The organism is Streptomyces sp. NPDC045470, assembly GCF_040646595.1.
Classification (GTDB): Bacteria; Actinomycetota; Actinomycetes; order Streptomycetales; family Streptomycetaceae; genus Streptomyces.
Genome location: NZ_JBEZAN010000004.1, coordinates 640252 through 655493, shown reverse-complemented (window position 1 = coordinate 655493; position 15242 = coordinate 640252). Strand labels below are relative to the sequence as shown.

Genomic DNA, 15242 nt, shown 5'->3' with positions numbered 1-15242 from the left:
ATGCCCCGTACCCGCCCGCCGTCCGGCTGACCGGCGGCCGCCGCCGCGCGTACCCTGACGCCGATGAACACCACCGATCGCACCCCCGCCGACCTGCTGCGTTCCGCACTCGCCGCGGACCCGGCCCGCCCGCTCGTGACCTTCTACGACGACGCCACCGGCGAGCGCGTGGAACTGTCCGTCGCCACCTTCGCCAATTGGGTGGCGAAGACCGCCAACTACCTCCAGGGCGACCTCGCCGCCGAACCCGGCGACCGCCTCGCGCTGCTGCTGCCCGCGCACTGGCAGACCGCGGTCTGGCTGCTGGCCTGCTCCTCGGTCGGCGTGGTCGCGGACGTCGGCGGCGACCCGGGCGCGGCGGACCTCGTCGTGAGCGGCCCGGACACCCTGGAGGAGGCCCGCGCCTGTACGGGCGAGCGGGTGGCGCTGGCGCTGCGCCCGCTGGGCGGCCGCTTCCCGCAGGCGCCGCAGGGCTTCGCGGACTACGCGGTCGAGGTGCCGAGCCAGGGCGACCGGTTCGCGCCGTACGCGCCGGTCTCCCCGCAGGACCCGGCGCTCGCCGTGGACGGCCGGGAGCTGACCGGCGCCGAGGTGGTGGCGGTGGCGCTGGCCGATGCCGCGGAACGCGGGCTGTCCGAGGGGTCCCGGCTGCTGTCCGGCCTGCCGTACGACACCTGGGCGGGCCTGTCCGCCGGGCTGTTCGCCCCGCTGGCCGCGGGCGGCTCGGTCGTCCTGTGCCGCAACCTGGACCGGCTGGCCGCGGACGGCCTGGCGCAGCGCGAGGAGAGCGAGCGGGTCACGCACCGCGCGGACTGACGGGCCGTACCGCGTCTCCGGCGCGGGGCCGGGGTGCCGTGTCCCGGGTGCCGGGGCCGTGCCCCGAGATGCCGGGTCCGCGTCCCGAGGCGCCCGGGCCGCGTCCCGGCCGGGGTCCGCCTTCCGGCCGCGTCCCGGCCCCGGGCTCCCGCGTCCTGTCCCCCGTCCGGCGGACGCCTGACCCTCCGTGAGGGGCCGGTACGCCCCGGGCAGGCCATGATCTTGGGATACGGATGCCCTTGCGGGCCCGCCCGTCCGGCCCCGGACGGTGGCCCGCGCGGGCGGGACACCGACTCCGGAGGGATGGGGACGCACACGTGAGCGACAGCCCGGAGAACCCTCCCGGCCGGCCCGGTCCGCGGGACGCCGACGGCGAGCCGGGCGGGCGCCCGGCCCCGCCCGCGGCCCCGCCGCTGGACCTCACGGCGGAGAGCGGCGCGACGGCCACCGGCCCGCGGCCCGGGCGCCGGTGGCTGCGCTGGACCGCCCTCGGGCTCGCCGGGCTGCTGCTGGCCGCGGCCGGTACCGGCTGGCTGCTCTACACCAAGCTGGACGGCAACATCCGTACCGACCACGACACCCGCAACGAGCTGGAGAAGTACGAGGCGGAGCGGCCCAAGTCGGAGCCCGGGGGCGCGGAGAACGTCCTGCTGATCGGCTCCGACCGGCGCTCCGGGGAATCCAACGGCAAGTACGGCGCGGACAACGGCACCCAACGCTCGGACACCGCGATCCTGCTGCACGCGGCGGCGGACCGCAGGAGCGCGACGGCGGTCAGCATCCCGCGCGATCTGATGGTGCGCATTCCCGCTTGCAAGCGTTCCGACGGAAAGCAGTCGGTACCGCAATTCATCCAGTTCAACTGGGCGTTCGAGTTCGCGGGGGCGGCGTGCACGATCCGTACGGTCGAGAAGCTGACCGGCATTCGCATCGACCACCACATGATCGTGGATTTCGCCGGATTCAAGAAAATGGTGGACGCGGTGGACGGAGTCGACCTCTGCCTGGAACGCCCCGTCAATGACGACGAGGCGCATCTGCGGCTGCCGTCCGGCTGGCAGACGCTGCGCGGGGAGGAGGCGCTCGGCTACGTCCGGGCCCGTAAGAGCCTCGGCGACGGCAGCGACACCATGCGCATGGAGCGCCAGCAGCAGTTCCTGGCGGCGCTGGTGAACAAGGTCCAGAGCAACGGCGTCCTGCTGCACCCCGGCCGGCTCTATCCGCTGCTGGACGCCGCGACCAGCTCCCTGACCACGGACGAGGACCTGGCGTCCCTGCGGGGCCTGTACGAATGGGTCCGCGGTATGCGCAGCATTCCGACCGACAAGGTGCAGTTTCTGACTGTTCCGCGTCAGGAGTACCGCTACGACCCCGACCGCGACGAACTCGTCCAGCCGGACGCCGGGCAGCTCTTCCGGCAACTGGCCAAGGATCGCCCGGTGACCGTACGGACCCCTTCGGCGGCTCCCTCCCCCGCCCCCGCCGCGTCCGCCGTACCCGGCCGGGCGCGGAACACGGCGGGCGCGCCGCAATCCCCGAACCCGGCGTCCGGATCGCGTAAGGATTCCGCGGGCGACACGTCGGACGGTTCCGCTCTCCCGTCCGCGACACCCACGTTCCGGGGAACCACCGCCGAACGCGGGATCTGCCGCTGAAAGCTCGGCAAAAATACGTCCGGCCGCTGGAAAGCTGCCGAAAAGATGGGGTGAATTGCCCAGTTGTAGGGGAGTGGAATGTGTCACGGGCGTCGCTCGTCGCCGAACCGGGCGGATAGTGTGAGCGATCCGGTCCGCACGACCAGGCTGACCGCGCATTGCACAACCGACCGACCGAGCGCCTTGAGGGGGAGGCGCCGCGTGGCACCGACGGAGGACACAAGGCACCGTGGACGCGCAAGGCCGTGGGCGAGGGGACGACATCGATCCCGCCGATCAGTGGGTGTTCGACCCGAACACCGGCACCTACGAGTTGCGGCTGGACCCCGGCGACGCCCCGGCGACGCAGCCGGCCGGCCGCAAGGGGCCGGCGCCCGGACGCGGCCGTGGCACACCACGGCCCGAGGGGGGCCGGGGCACTCCCGCGCCCGGCGGCGGTACGGGGCAGCCCGGCAGGCGTACGGGGCAAAACGGTTCTGGAAGCGGTGGGCCCGGCCGGGACACCGACACCCGCGAGCTGCCCGCGCAACGCGACCGGCGTGCCGGGAACCGCTCCGCGCCGCCCGGCGGCAGCGCGCCGAGCCGCCGTAAGCCCAAGCCGAAGAAGTCCGCGAAGAAGAAAGCGCTCTACTGGACGTCCGGCGCGCTCGGCTTCGTCCTCGTCGCGGGCTGCGGCGGCGCGTTCTTCCTGTACCAGCAGCTCAACGGGAACATCTCCAAGGTCGACGTCGGCAAGGAGAACCCGGCGGTCAAGGACGGCCCGGTCAACATCCTCGTCATCGGCACGGACGCCCGCTCCGGCAAGGGCAACCAGGGATACGGCGACGCGGGCAGCGTGGGGCACGCGGACACCACGATCCTGATGCACATCTCCAAGGACCGCTCCAACGCGACGGCCCTGAGCATCCCCCGCGACATGATCACCGACATTCCGGACTGCCCGACGAAGAAGGACGGCGCCACCAGGAACATCCCGGGCGAGCGCAACGTCCGCTTCAACACGAGCCTGGGCCAGGAGGACCGCGACCCCGGCTGCACCTGGCGCACCGTCGAGAAGATGACCGGCCTGTCCATAGATCACTTCATGATGGCCGACTTCAACGCGGTCAAGGAGCTGTCGGAGGCGGTCGACGGCGTCGAGGTGTGCGCCGCGAAGCCGATCGACGACCCGAAGTCCCATCTGCACCTGCCGGCGGGCAAGAGCATCGTCAAGGGCGAGCAGGCGCTGGCCTTCGTCCGTACCCGGCACTCCGTCGGCACCGGCAGCGACCTCAGCCGCATCCAGCTCCAGCAGCAGTTCCTCAGCTCGATGATCCGCAAGATGAAGTCCGGCGACACCCTCACCAGCGTGCCCAAGCTCTACGACCTGGCCCAGGCCGCCACCAAGGCGCTGACCGTGGACACCGGGATCGGCAGCGCGGGCAAGCTGGTGGACCTCGCCAAGGACCTCAGCCGGGTCGACATCAAAAACATCACTTTCGCCACAGTTCCCGTCCTGGACAACCCGAAGGACCCTGCGACCGTCGTACTGGACGAGACGAAGGCCGGACCGCTGTTCCAGATGATCCGCGCCGACCACTCGCTGTCCAGGACGAAGGAGAAGAAGAGCAAGGGCACGTCGGACGACAAGAAGGTTCCCAAGGCCCCGGCCGACAAGGTCCGGGTGGACGTCAGCAACGGCGGCGGACCGATCGGTGCCGCCCAGGAGACGGTGGACTGGCTGCAGAACAGCAAGGCCGCGAAGCTGTCGACCAACGCCGGCAACGCGCCGACGAAGCTGGCCGCGACCCGGCTGGAGTACGCGCCGAACCAGGCCGACCAGGCGGCAGCCCTGGCCGACTGGATGGGCCTGCCCAAGAGCGCGCTGAAGAAGACCACCGCGGACGCGGGGCCCAAGGTCCCGATGAAGCTGATCCTGGGCAAGGACTTCGAGGGACCGGGCAAGTCGATCGAGGCGCCGACGAAAACGCCGGACGGCGTGCAGAACGTGAACGCCGACGACCAGAACGTCTGCGCCAAGTAGCCGGACCCCGGCCGGACCCCCCGGCCGGTCCGCGGCTGCACGGGGCAGCCGGAAAGACCAAGCGAGCCCCGGCCGCCGTGACCGGCGCCGACTGACGGGGGAGAAACCCAATGCGGCACAGCAGTGCGCGTGGTGACGGGCCACAACGGCGCCGGCCCGGCGCCGAGGATCTGGGCTGGGACGACAGCCTGTACGGGAACGGGAACGGAGACGGGCGGAACGGAGCGCCGGGGTCCGGTGCGCCGCGACCGGCGGACCAGGGAGGTACGCCTCCCCCGGACGCCCCGGACGCCCCGGACGCCCCGGTCGCTCCCGGCGTCACCGGCACGCCGTCGGCGGGCGGCGGCGCGGCCGTCCCTCCGGTGATCACGGGAGGGGTGTCGGGGCCGCCCGTGATCAGCGGCGGCGTCGCGGGCCCGGCCCCGGGCGGCGCCACCGCCGGCCGGCCTCCCGCACCGGCCGTCACGGGCACGGCTGTCACCGGCACCCCCGCCGCCGGTACCGCCACCGCCCTCAAGGACGCGGCGGACCCCGGCTCCTCCCCCGCCGACGGCTCCGAGCCCGAGGCCAAGGGCTCCCGCCGCGCGCGCAGACCCCGCAGCAAGGCCCGGCGCGTCCTGCGCTGGAGCGCGATAACCCTGGCCGTGCTGATAGTCGGCACGGCCGGCGCCGGTTACTGGTACTACGAGCACCTCAACAGCAACCTCCGCAAGGACGCCCTGGACCTGGGCTCCGGCGGCCTGGAGAAACCCGAGCCGAACGCCTTCGGGCAGACGCCGCTGAACATCCTGCTGCTCGGCTCGGACGGCCGGAACAGCGAGAAGAACATCGAGCTGGGCGGCGCCCGCCAGGACGCGGACCGCAAGCCGCTGGCCGACGTACAGATGCTGCTGCACGTCTCCGCCGACCGCAGCAACATGTCGGTCGTCTCGATCCCGCGCGACACCCGCGTACCGATCCCGGAGTGCAAGGACCCGGACGACGGCAAGGTCTACCCGCAGACCACCGCGGCCATCAACACCTCGCTCCAGCACGGCGGCCCCGGCTGCACCGTCGCCACCTGGAAGGAGCTGACCGGCATCTACATCGACCACTTCATGATGGTCGACTTCGCCGGTGTGGTGGACATGGCGGACGCCATCGGCGGCGTACCCGTGTGTGTGGACAAGAACGTCTACTCGCACGACAAGAAGGGCCACGGCAGCGGCCTGAAGCTCACCGCGGGCACCCACGCGGTCAAGGGCGTACAGGCTCTCCAGTGGCTGCGCACCCGTTACGGCTTCGAGGACAACACCGACATCGGCCGGGCCAAGGCCCAGCACATGTACATGAATTCGATGGTCCGCGAGCTGAAGGCGGGCACCAAGCTGACCGACCCGATGAAGCTGCGCGACCTGGCCGAGGCCGCCACCAAGGCACTGACCGTGGACGAGGGCCTGGGCAGCGTCAAGAAGCTGTACGACCTGGGCGGCGACCTCCAGCGGGTGCCGACCGAACGGATCACGATGGTCACCATGCCGTGGCAGTACGCGGCGGGCGGCGAGTACGTCGTGCCCAAGCCGGGCGACGCCGAACAGACCTTCTCCCTCGTGCGCAACGACACCGCGCTGGACGGCAAGGACAAGAAGAAGAAGCCCGCGCCCGACCCGCAGCCGACGACGGCCAAGGACAAGCTGGACGTCGTCGTCCAGAACGGCACCAACAGCACGGTGACCGGCCCGGTCTCCGGCCGTGCGAACGTGATCGCCGGCCGTCTGGCGTCCCTCGGCTACACGAGCGCCGCCACGGACTCCCGCCTCACCACCCAGGCCGACACCACGATCACCTACCCGGCCAAGGAGGGGCGCGGCGACGCCCTCGCCCTCGCGAAGGCCCTCGGCCTGCCCAAGGACGCGGTCAAGGAGTCGGGTTCGGCCACCCGCATGCGGCTGGTGATCGGCAACGACTGGCGCAAGGGGACGTCGTTCCCCGTACCGTCGGAGGGCAAGAAGGAGGCCGACAAGGCCCCGGACAGCGCCGACGCCCTCAACGGCGAGGACAAGAAGGCCTGTATGAAGGTGAACCCCGCCTACACCTTCTGACCGGACCGCGCCCGGCCGCGACCGGGCGGCACCGCCGGTTCCGGCGGCAGGGTGCAGTGCGCGCCGTGCGGGCCCGCCGGCGCACAGGCGTTCGCGGTGGTCCGCACCTCGTCGTCGACGCGCCGGTGCAGGGACGCCGTGAAGGGCGAGGCGGGGGCGAGGGTGTCCAGCAGGGCGTGGGCGCGCTGGTGGACGTCCGCGAGGATGCGCCGGTACGGGACGAGGACGTCCGGGGTGAACATCATGGCGGCCAGCCGGCGGCGGTCGGCGGGGGAGTCGGCGGCCCGGCCGAGGAGTTCCACCGCCTGCTCCCGGTCCGCGTCGGTGGCCGCGTGCAGCAACTGGACCAGGAGGTAGGTGGCGGTGCGGTTGCCGAGGTCCTCGCTCCGGCCGGAGCGCAGGTCGTCCTCGTCGTTGCGGAACTGCGCGAGGACACCGACGGCCTGTCCGAACTCCCCCCAGGCGGCGGCCCGCGGGTCGTCGGCGGCGTCCGCGCCGAGCGCCAGGCGGGCCGCCATCGTGGCGGCCATGGCGTAGACCGCGCCGCTCTTGTGCCGGTAGACCGTCAGCACCTCCTCGGGGCTCGTCCCGGTCGGTGAGCCGAGGAGGTCACCGACCTGCCCGTCGCAGGCGGCGGTCCAGCCGTCGAGGTAGTCCGCGGTCAGACGCTCGCGCAGGGGCCCGGGCACGGGCAGGGCGGCCAGGGCCCGCAACGGCAGGGCGTAGCCGCATTCCAGGGCCGCCGTCATGACGGCGGCCGGGGCGCCGCCGTACAGCCGGGTGCCGGTGTCGCCGTCCGACACGTCGTCGAAGGTGTTGGCGGCCCGCCACCACAGGGTGTGCGCCCCGGCCACCGGGACGGCCGGTTCGAGGGTGCCCTCGACGGCGCCGTGCACGAGGAGCGGCAGCGCGCATTCGAGGGGGGACCGCCTGCCGTGGGTGACGAGCCGTTCGAGCGTGGGCCGCAGGTGCGCGTACCGGGGCCGGTAGGCGTCGAGGAGCCCGGTCAGGTACCGGCTCACCTGCGGGACGGTCTCGGCGAGCCGGGCTTCGGGGCTCGGCCGCACGGCGGCGGACCGGGGATGAGGGGACAAGCGTGTCTCCGTACGGTCGGGGGATCGGTCCGGTGTCACATCGGGAGGTCCCGCGCCGCCGGTGCGCGGCGGTCCGCCGGCCGGCCGGCGGGAGCGGCCGCCGGAGGCAGGCCGCGGGCCAGGACCGCGGCGGCCGCCGAGGTCGTGGTCAGCGCGGTGGTGGTGACCGCGAAGGCGGCGACCACGTCGGCCGTGGCGCGCACCTGGGCGAAGAAGAGGAAGCCGTAGACGCACACGCCGAGCGCGGCGCCGAGCTGCTGGGCCGTGGAGACCACGCCGGACGCCGCGCCCGCGACCGGTTCCGGCACGGTGCGCAGGGTCACGGACAGGGCGGGGGTGACGCACAGGCCCAGCGCGCCGCCGACGGCGCACACCGCGCCGAGCAGCCAGCGGGGGTCCGTGCCGAGGGCGGTCACGGCGCAGCCCGCGTACCCGGCGGTCGCGGCGAGGGAGGCCAGGACCAGCAGCCGTACCTCCGCGCCGCGGGCCAGCCGGGGCGCCATCAGCGAGCCGGCGGCGAACGCGACCGCTGCCGGCACCATGCCCGCGCCGGTGGCCAGCGGACTCCAGCGCAGGCCCTTCTGGAGCAGCAGCCCGAGCATCAGCACGAACGCGGCGAGCCCGCAGTTGACCAGGACGATCAGCACGATGCCGCGCCGGAAGCCGTCGAGCCCCAGCAGCCGCGGCGGTACGAGCGGGGAGCCGCCCCGGGCGTCCAGCGCCCGTTCGTGGCGCAGGAAGCAGGCGGCGACCGGGACGGAGGCGGCCAGGCAGGCCGGTCCCCACCACACCATGCCGCCCGCGCCGCCCGCCACCAGGGGGACGGTGAACAGCCCGAGCGCGGCCGCCGCGAGGCCCACGCCGGGCAGGTCGGCGCGCACCGGCGCGCGGCGCGCCGGCGGGCCCCCGCCCGCCGCCCACGGCAGGAGGGTGAGCGCCGCGACGCCCACCGGTACGTTGACGAGGAAGACGGCCCGCCAGCCGAGGCCGAGGACGTCCGCCGACAGCAGCCAGCCGCCGAGCAGTTGCCCGCCGATCGCGCCGAGCCCCATCACCGCGCCGATCGCGGCGTACGCCCGGCGCTGCGCCGCGCCGGTGAACAGCGTCTGCGCGGCACGGTAGACCTGGGGCACCATCAGGGCCGTCCCGGCGCCCTGGAACAACCGGGCCAGGATCAGGACGGCCGTGGTGGGCGCCGCCCCGCAGACGACCGAGGCGCCGGTGAAGACGGCCATGCCGAGGCCGAAGACCCGCAGGGAGCCCAGCGCGTCCCCCAGCCGGCCGCCGGCGGCCAGGCCGAGGGCGTAGACGAGCTGGTAACCGGCGAGGACGAGCTGCTGCTGGCTGCCGTCCGCGCCCAGGTCCCGTTCCAGCGCGGGCATGGCCACGACCACGACGAAGACATCGAGGTTGGCGAGGAACGTGCCGCACAGCAGGACAACCAGCGCCGCCCAGGGACGCACGGGGGCACCTCCAGCCGATCGCCGGGCACGGTACGTGATGATCGTGACACGTATCGTAGCCATGCCGGGGCGTCTGTGCCCAGCCCGCGTGAACTGCTGGGACAGGAGGGGCGGGCGGTACAGGAGGGGCGGCGGCGCGCGCACCCGGAGGGACGCGTCCCGCAGCACGCGGCCGACGGCCGCGTAAGCCGGATGCGCGGGTCGCCCGCACGGTCACTCCGCGGCGGCCGGCTGCGGCGCCGGCACCGCCGGGCGGCGGCTGGCGATGACCTTCTCGGCCAGCGACCGCGGACTGGTCAGGAAACCCCAGCCCCACGACATGTGCATGGTCGCCAGGGCGACCGGGATCTGGACGCGGGCCTTCAGCGGCAGTCCCTTGCCCGCCGGGACCGAGCCCGCCGCGATGGCCGCCAGGTATCCGGCCGGGACGGCGAAGCCCCACGGCGTGACGAGGGCGCCGACCACGGCGCCCGCCGCGATGGCGCACACCGCGGTCGGCGGTGCCAGGTACCGCAGGTTGATCGAACCGGAGTGGTAGCGGGCCACGACGTGGCGCCAGCGCCCGTAGTCCTTGTACTGCCGGGCGAGCGCGCGGACGCTGGGCCGCGGCCGGTACTGCACCTTCAGCTCGGGTGAGAACCAGATCTGCCCGCCCGCCTCGCGGATGCGGAAGTTCAGCTCCCAGTCCTGGGCGCGGATGAACTCCTCGTTGTAGCCACCCTGCTGCTCCAGCGCCTCACGGCGGAAGACGCCCAGGTAGACCGTGTCGGCCGGGCCCGCGGCGCCGCCCGTGTGGAAGGCCGCGTTGCCCACGCCGATCTTGGAGGTCATCGCGGCGGCGACCGCGTCCTCCCAGGCGTTCTCGCCCTCGGCGTGCATGATGCCGCCGACGTTCTGCGCACCGGTCTCCTCCAGGAGGCGGACGGCGGTCGCGATGTAGTCCGGCGAGAGCATGCCGTGGCCGTCGACGCGCACCACGACCGGGTGGCGGGACGCCTTGATCGCCGCGTTCAGGGCGGCCGGGGTGCGGCCGGTGGGGTTGGGCACGGTCAGCACGCGGGCCCGCTCGTTGGCGGCGTTCTCGGCGACCAGCTCGGCGGCGATCTCGTCCGTACGGTCCGTCGAGGGCCCGAGCGCGATCACCACCTCCATCTCACCGGCGTACTCCTGTTCCAGGATGTGCTGGACCGAGCTGCGCAGATGACGTTCCTCGTTGAGCACCGGCATGATCACGGAGACGGCCGGGAGCTGCTGCGGTGGCGTGGCGTTCATCGCGGTCACGTTACCGCGTATGGGGGACGGGGGCCGACGGCAGGCGGGTGGCCCTGGGGCCGGCGTCCGGCGTGTGGCGCTTTACAGCCGATCATATGGGCCTACGGTGACCCGGCCCGCTCCTTCCCGTCCGCGGCCGGTCCGCCCGGACGCGGAAACGGTTCCGCCCGCCCCCGCCGCCCCGCCCTCACCACTCCCTCCCCCGCCGCTCTCCTCCCCGCTGCCCCGTCCCCCCGGTCCCCCGCCCCGTTCCCGCACTCCGTCCGCCCCGACCCTGCCGCGGAGGTGTCCCCATGACCGCACCGCACCGCTCGCCCCGTCCGCGCGCCCGTCACCGGCGACGGGACGGGCGGCCCCGCTGGGGCCTGCGCGTCACCGCGGGCGTCTCGCTGCTGCTGCTGGCCGCGGGCGGGGTCGGGCACGCCATGGTCACCGGGGTCGAGGACGGCATCGCCCGGGTGGACGCCTTCAAGGGCCTGGGCAACCGGCCGGACAACAGCGGCGGGGACGGCATGAACTTCCTGGTCGTCGGCACGGACGGCCGGGACAAGCTCTCCCCCGAGGAGAAGCGCCGGTACCACCTGGGCGGCGAGCCGTGCCACTGCACCGACACGATCATGATGGTGCACCTGTCCGCCGACCGGAACCGCGCCAGCGTGGTCAGCCTGCCGCGCGACTCGTACGCGCAGACGCCCCCGCACACCGACGGGACCACCGGCAAGCACCACCGCGGCCACCCCGTGAAACTCAACGCGGCGTACGCGGAGGGCGGCCCCGGCCTGACCATCCGGACCGTCGAGCGGATGACCGGTGTGCACATCGACCACTACCTGGAGGTCGACTTCACCAGCTTCATGAAGACGGTGGACGCGGTCGGCGGTGTGAACATCTGCACCAACCGCCCCCTGAAGGACAGCTACAGCGGCCTGGACCTGCCCGCCGGGCGCTCCCGGCTCAACGGCGGCCAGGCCCTCCAGTACGTCCGCGCCCGGCACCTGGACAGCGCCTCCGACCTGGGGCGGATGCAGCGCCAGCAGCGTTTCCTCGCCGCGCTCATGCACAAGATCACCAGCTCCGGCGCGCTGCTCCACCCGGTCCAGTTCAAGGAGATCACCGACGCGCTGCTGGAGTCCGTACGGGCCGACGAGGGGTTCGGCGCGGACGAAATGGTCGACCTCGGCCAGGCACTGCGCGGCTTCAACCCGTCGTCCTCCGAGTTCGCCTCCGTGCCGCTGGGCGACATCGACTTCCAGGTGCCCAACGTGGGCTCGACCGTGATGTGGAACGAGGACAAGGCGAAGCAGCTCTTCCAGGCGCTGCGCGAGGACCGGCCGCTGGCCGTACGGCGGCCCGGCCGGCAGCGCGCGACGGTCGTGGACGTACCGCCCGCCACGATCCGGGTGCAGGTCGACAACGGCGCGGGCCGGACGGGGCTGGGCCGCGCGGTGGACAAGTCCCTGCGCGCCACCGGCTTCGACACCACCGGCACCCCGGGCAACGCCGCCACCCGCGTACGGCGCACCGTGATCGCCTACGACCCGCGCTGGGACCGCTCGGTCCGCTCCCTCGCCGCCGCCCTGCCCGGGGCGGCCCTGCGCCCGGCTCCCGGCCAGGGCGCGGTGCTGCGGGTCACCGTCGGCAAGGACTTCAAGGCGGTCCACCGGGTGCGCTCCGACGACCCGACCCAGCCGACGGGCGCCGGCGACTTCGGAACGCTGACCGGCGACGAGGCCGCCTGTCCCTGACCGCCGGGCTCCGCGACGTGTACCCGGTTGTCCAGGTGCTGTGTACTCAGTACAGTCCCCGCTCATGAGTGAAAAACGATCACCGCTCAGCGACCGGTGGTTCCTCGACCAGATCGCCGCCGTCGCCCAGCAGTTCCTGCGCTCACAGCCGGACAGCCAGGTGCCGGTCGCCCCGGACACCCCGGGCGCACCGGGCGCACCGGCCGCACCACGGCACTCCGGGCACGAGGACCTGACCGCCCGCGCCGCGCGTCTGTCCGCGCAGCGGGCCCGGCTGGAGCAGGAGGAAGCCGCACTCCAGGCGGACGTGGAACGCCTCAACCACGCCTCCGGCTCCGCCCCGGGCACTGCCCCCGCCCCGGCCACCGGCTCCGTCGCCTGCTCCGGCCCGGCCTCCGACTCCGGCCCCTGCTCCGGCTCCGGCTCCGCGCCGCGACCGGCCCGGTCGACGGCCGTCCCGGAACTCGGGATCAGCCCCGACGACCTCACCCTCACCGAGGCAGGCCGCATCCGGCGCGCCTACAAGATCACCGAAGCCGCCCTGCCGCGTCTGGTCCTGGAGGCCGCGGCGGACGGCCTCGACGCACCCGTCATCGCCCGCGACCTCGCCGTCACGCCGTCGTACGTCTATCGCATCCTGCGCGAACGCGTCCGCTACAGCTGGCGCCTCGACGTACGCGACGGCGACACGTGGACCGTACGGAGCAGCGGTCAGGACGTCGTGGAGCGCGCCCTCGGCAGCGGTACCCGGCTCGCGGAGAAGCTCCTCGCCGAGTCCGGCGCGGACCGCGTACTGCTCTGGGAGGGTGCCCGCACGACCGACGCGGAAGCCACCCTCGACCTGGCCGGGCCCGCAGGGCCGTGACCCTCCGCGTCGCTACGCGTCGTCGATCCCGTCCGCCACCCGCTGCGCCCGCAGCTCCTTGATCGCGCGGCGCCGGGCCAGCCGGTGGGTACGGCGGATCTGGGCCTCCTGGTAGCGGCGCTTGTCCCGCTCGGTCTCCGGGACGACCGGCGGTACGGGGCGGGGCTTGCCCTCCTCGTCGACCGCCGCGAACACCAGGTAGGCCGAACCGACCTGTGTCGCGGGCGTGGACTCGTTCCAGCGCTCGGCCAGCACCCGCACCCCGACCTCCATCGAGGACCGCCCGGTCCAGTTGACCTGGGCCTTCACATGCACCAGGTCCCCTACGCGGACCGGCTCCAGGAACGCCATCTCGTCCATGGAGGCGGTGACCGCGGGCCCGCCGGAGTGCCGGCCCGCGACCGCGCCGGCCGCGTCGTCGACGAGTTTCATGATCACGCCGCCGTGCACCGTACCCAGCAGGTTCGTGTCCCCTGCCGTCATGATGTGCGACAGCGTCGTCCGGGAGACGGAAGTGGGCTTGCCCGGAAGGTCGGCCTCCGGGCCGGCGGTGACGAGATCGGTCATGCGCCCACTGTATGCGCGGGGCGCGCATCCCTTCCCACGCGCCCGCCCCGTACCCCCGGCCAGGGGCACCCGTGCCGGATTGGTCACCTCCGTCCGCATTGCGCAAGCGGCGCTCCGCGTCACTTTGCATCAGCTCTGCAACAGCGGCGGCCCGATCTCGTACCTCCCCTGTATGGGGGAGCCGTAGGACAGGCAGACTTCCCCCATGAACGAGTGGCCTGGGTCCGACAACAGAGACCGGTACGGACGTGGCAGCGGCGCCGAGCCGGAGGGCGCGCGCGCCATGCCGCACGTACGGCGTGGCGGTCCCAACGGGCCCGGCGGCCCCGGCGGGCCCTTCCCCGGGCCGGGACAGCAGCCGCCCGAGCCGCCGCTGCCGCCGCACCTCTCGCCGCGCCGCCACCCCTCCGTCCCGCCTCAGGGCCAGGGCCCCGACCCGTACGGCAACAGCTACGACGGCGGGCACGGTGACGGCTACAACACCGGCCAGGTCTACGGCGGCGGCCGCGGCGGTGGCGGGCAGGGCGGCGGCCGTTCCCCGCGCCCCGCGCCCAACTGGGGCCGCCGCATCAAGTGGTCCGTGCTGACGCTGGTCGCCGTGCTCCTCGTCACCTCGGTCGCCACGTACTTCTGGGCCGACGGCAAGCTGCGCCGCGAGGTCGACCTGAGCAAGGTCATCGACCGCCCCGAGGAAGGCGACGGCACCAACTACCTGATCGTCGGCTCCGACAGCCGCGAGGGCATGTCCGACGAGGACAAGAAGAAGCTGCACACCGGCTCCGCCGAGGGCAAGCGCACGGACTCGATGATGATCCTGCACGACGGCGGCAACGGCCCGACCCTGATCTCGCTGCCGCGCGACTCGGACGTCGAGATCCCCTCGTTCGTCGGTTCCAAGTCCGGCAAGAAGTACGCCGCCAGGGGCCGCCACACCAAGCTCAACGCGGCCTACGCCGAGGACGGCCCCGAACTGCTGGTGCGCACCGTCGAGCACAACACCGGGCTGCGCATCGACCACTACGTCGAGATCGGCTTCGCGGGCTTCGCCAACATCGTGGACGCGATCGGCGGCGTCGAGATGGACATCCCGAAGGCGTTCAAGGACAAGAAGTCCGGCGCCGACTTCCAGGCCGGCAAGCAGACCCTCAACGGCGAGCAGGCCCTCGCCTTCGTCCGCACCCGCTACGCCTTCGCGGGCAGCGACCTGGACCGCACGAAGAACCAGCAGAAGTTCCTCGCCGCCCTGGCGAGCCAGACGGCGACCCCCGGCACGATCATCAACCCGTTCAAGCTCTACCCGACGATGAGCGCGGGCCTGGACACCGTGATCGTCGACAAGGACATGGGCCTCTTCGACCTCGGCTCGATGTTCTTCGCGATGAAGGGCGTCACGGGCGGCGACGGCAAGTCGATGAACATGCCCATCGCCGGCAGCGTCGGCGGCAACCTCCGCTGGGACAAGGCCAAGGTCGCCAAACTCGTCGAGCAGCTGAAGAACGACGAGCCGGTGACGGTGAGCGGGAACGAGTAGACGGGACGGCGCCTCCCGGTACACCGCGAAGCGCCGCCCGCCGCCCCCGCCCCCCCCCCCGCCCCCCCGCCCGCGCCCCCCCCCGGGCGGGCGGCCGTCGACGCAGGGCCGCCGACACAAACCCACGAAC

11 protein-coding genes are annotated in these 15242 nt (G+C 73.3%); 7 read left to right on the top strand and 4 right to left on the bottom strand.

Going from position 1 to position 15242, the window contains the following annotated elements:
- The first annotated feature begins 63 nt into the window (after positions 1-63).
- From AB0A97_RS17270 to AB0A97_RS17255, 4 genes are all read left to right on the top strand, one after another.
- A complete protein-coding gene (locus tag AB0A97_RS17270; RefSeq protein WP_361150067.1) occupies positions 64-816 on the top strand; it encodes a TIGR03089 family protein in 753 nt (250 codons plus the stop codon).
- A gap of 317 nt (positions 817-1133) precedes the next feature.
- A complete protein-coding gene (locus tag AB0A97_RS17265) occupies positions 1134-2471 on the top strand; it encodes an LCP family protein (RefSeq protein ID WP_361150065.1) in 1338 nt (445 codons plus the stop codon).
- A 229-nt stretch (positions 2472-2700) separates the two neighbouring features.
- Complete coding sequence (locus tag AB0A97_RS17260; RefSeq protein ID WP_361150063.1) at positions 2701-4494, top strand: LCP family protein; 1794 nt, start codon at positions 2701-2703, stop codon at positions 4492-4494.
- Between the two features lie 110 nt (positions 4495-4604).
- Positions 4605-6575 carry an LCP family protein gene (locus AB0A97_RS17255; RefSeq protein WP_361150061.1) on the top strand — a complete coding sequence of 657 codons (1971 nt, stop codon included), beginning with the start codon at positions 4605-4607 and terminating at the stop codon, positions 6573-6575.
- On the opposite strand, the gene AB0A97_RS17250 is transcribed toward AB0A97_RS17255, so the two are convergent.
- The 3 genes from AB0A97_RS17250 to AB0A97_RS17240 form a co-directional block, all read right to left on the bottom strand.
- The gene (locus AB0A97_RS17250) at positions 6563-7669 is read right to left on the bottom strand and encodes a class 1 isoprenoid biosynthesis enzyme (RefSeq protein ID WP_361150058.1); all 1107 of its coding nucleotides are present in this window, start codon (positions 7667-7669) and stop codon (positions 6563-6565) included. The genes AB0A97_RS17255 and AB0A97_RS17250 overlap by 13 nt on opposite strands.
- Before the next feature lie 35 nt (positions 7670-7704).
- Positions 7705-9132, bottom strand: a complete 1428-nt coding sequence (locus AB0A97_RS17245; protein WP_361150055.1) for an MFS transporter — start codon at positions 9130-9132, stop codon at positions 7705-7707.
- A gap of 213 nt (positions 9133-9345) precedes the next feature.
- Entirely contained in the window at positions 9346-10404 is a 1059-nt protein-coding gene (locus tag AB0A97_RS17240) for a glycosyltransferase family 2 protein (protein ID WP_361150052.1), read from the bottom strand.
- A 293-nt stretch (positions 10405-10697) separates the two neighbouring features.
- On the opposite strand from AB0A97_RS17240, the gene AB0A97_RS17235 reads away from it, so the two are divergent.
- On the top strand, positions 10698-12149 hold the full coding sequence (locus AB0A97_RS17235) for an LCP family protein (RefSeq protein WP_361150050.1): 1452 nt from the start codon (positions 10698-10700) through the stop codon (positions 12147-12149).
- A gap of 64 nt (positions 12150-12213) precedes the next feature.
- Positions 12214-13014, top strand: a complete 801-nt coding sequence (locus AB0A97_RS17230; RefSeq protein ID WP_361150046.1) for a hypothetical protein — start codon at positions 12214-12216, stop codon at positions 13012-13014.
- A gap of 12 nt (positions 13015-13026) precedes the next feature.
- On the opposite strand, the gene AB0A97_RS17225 is transcribed toward AB0A97_RS17230, so the two are convergent.
- Complete coding sequence (locus AB0A97_RS17225) at positions 13027-13581, bottom strand: acyl-CoA thioesterase (protein ID WP_361150043.1); 555 nt, start codon at positions 13579-13581, stop codon at positions 13027-13029.
- A 205-nt stretch (positions 13582-13786) separates the two neighbouring features.
- Between AB0A97_RS17225 and AB0A97_RS17220 the strand changes: the two genes are divergently transcribed.
- Entirely contained in the window at positions 13787-15112 is a 1326-nt protein-coding gene (locus AB0A97_RS17220) for an LCP family protein (RefSeq protein WP_361150041.1), read from the top strand.
- Positions 15113-15242: the final 130 nt, after the last annotated feature.

What these genes read in the sequence shown, in the direction of transcription:
- AB0A97_RS17270 (WP_361150067.1), top strand. Translation starts at nt 64, where the DNA reads ATGAACACCACCGATCGCACCCCCGCCGACCTGCTGCGTTCCGCACTC.
- AB0A97_RS17255 (WP_361150061.1), top strand. Translation starts at nt 4,605, where the DNA reads ATGCGGCACAGCAGTGCGCGTGGTGACGGGCCACAACGGCGCCGGCCC.
- AB0A97_RS17240 (WP_361150052.1), bottom strand. Translation starts at nt 10,404, where the DNA reads ATGAACGCCACGCCACCGCAGCAGCTCCCGGCCGTCTCCGTGATCATG.
- AB0A97_RS17235 (WP_361150050.1), top strand. Translation starts at nt 10,698, where the DNA reads ATGACCGCACCGCACCGCTCGCCCCGTCCGCGCGCCCGTCACCGGCGA.
- AB0A97_RS17230 (WP_361150046.1), top strand. Translation starts at nt 12,214, where the DNA reads ATGAGTGAAAAACGATCACCGCTCAGCGACCGGTGGTTCCTCGACCAG.
- AB0A97_RS17225 (WP_361150043.1), bottom strand. Translation starts at nt 13,581, where the DNA reads ATGACCGATCTCGTCACCGCCGGCCCGGAGGCCGACCTTCCGGGCAAG.
- AB0A97_RS17220 (WP_361150041.1), top strand. Translation starts at nt 13,787, where the DNA reads ATGAACGAGTGGCCTGGGTCCGACAACAGAGACCGGTACGGACGTGGC.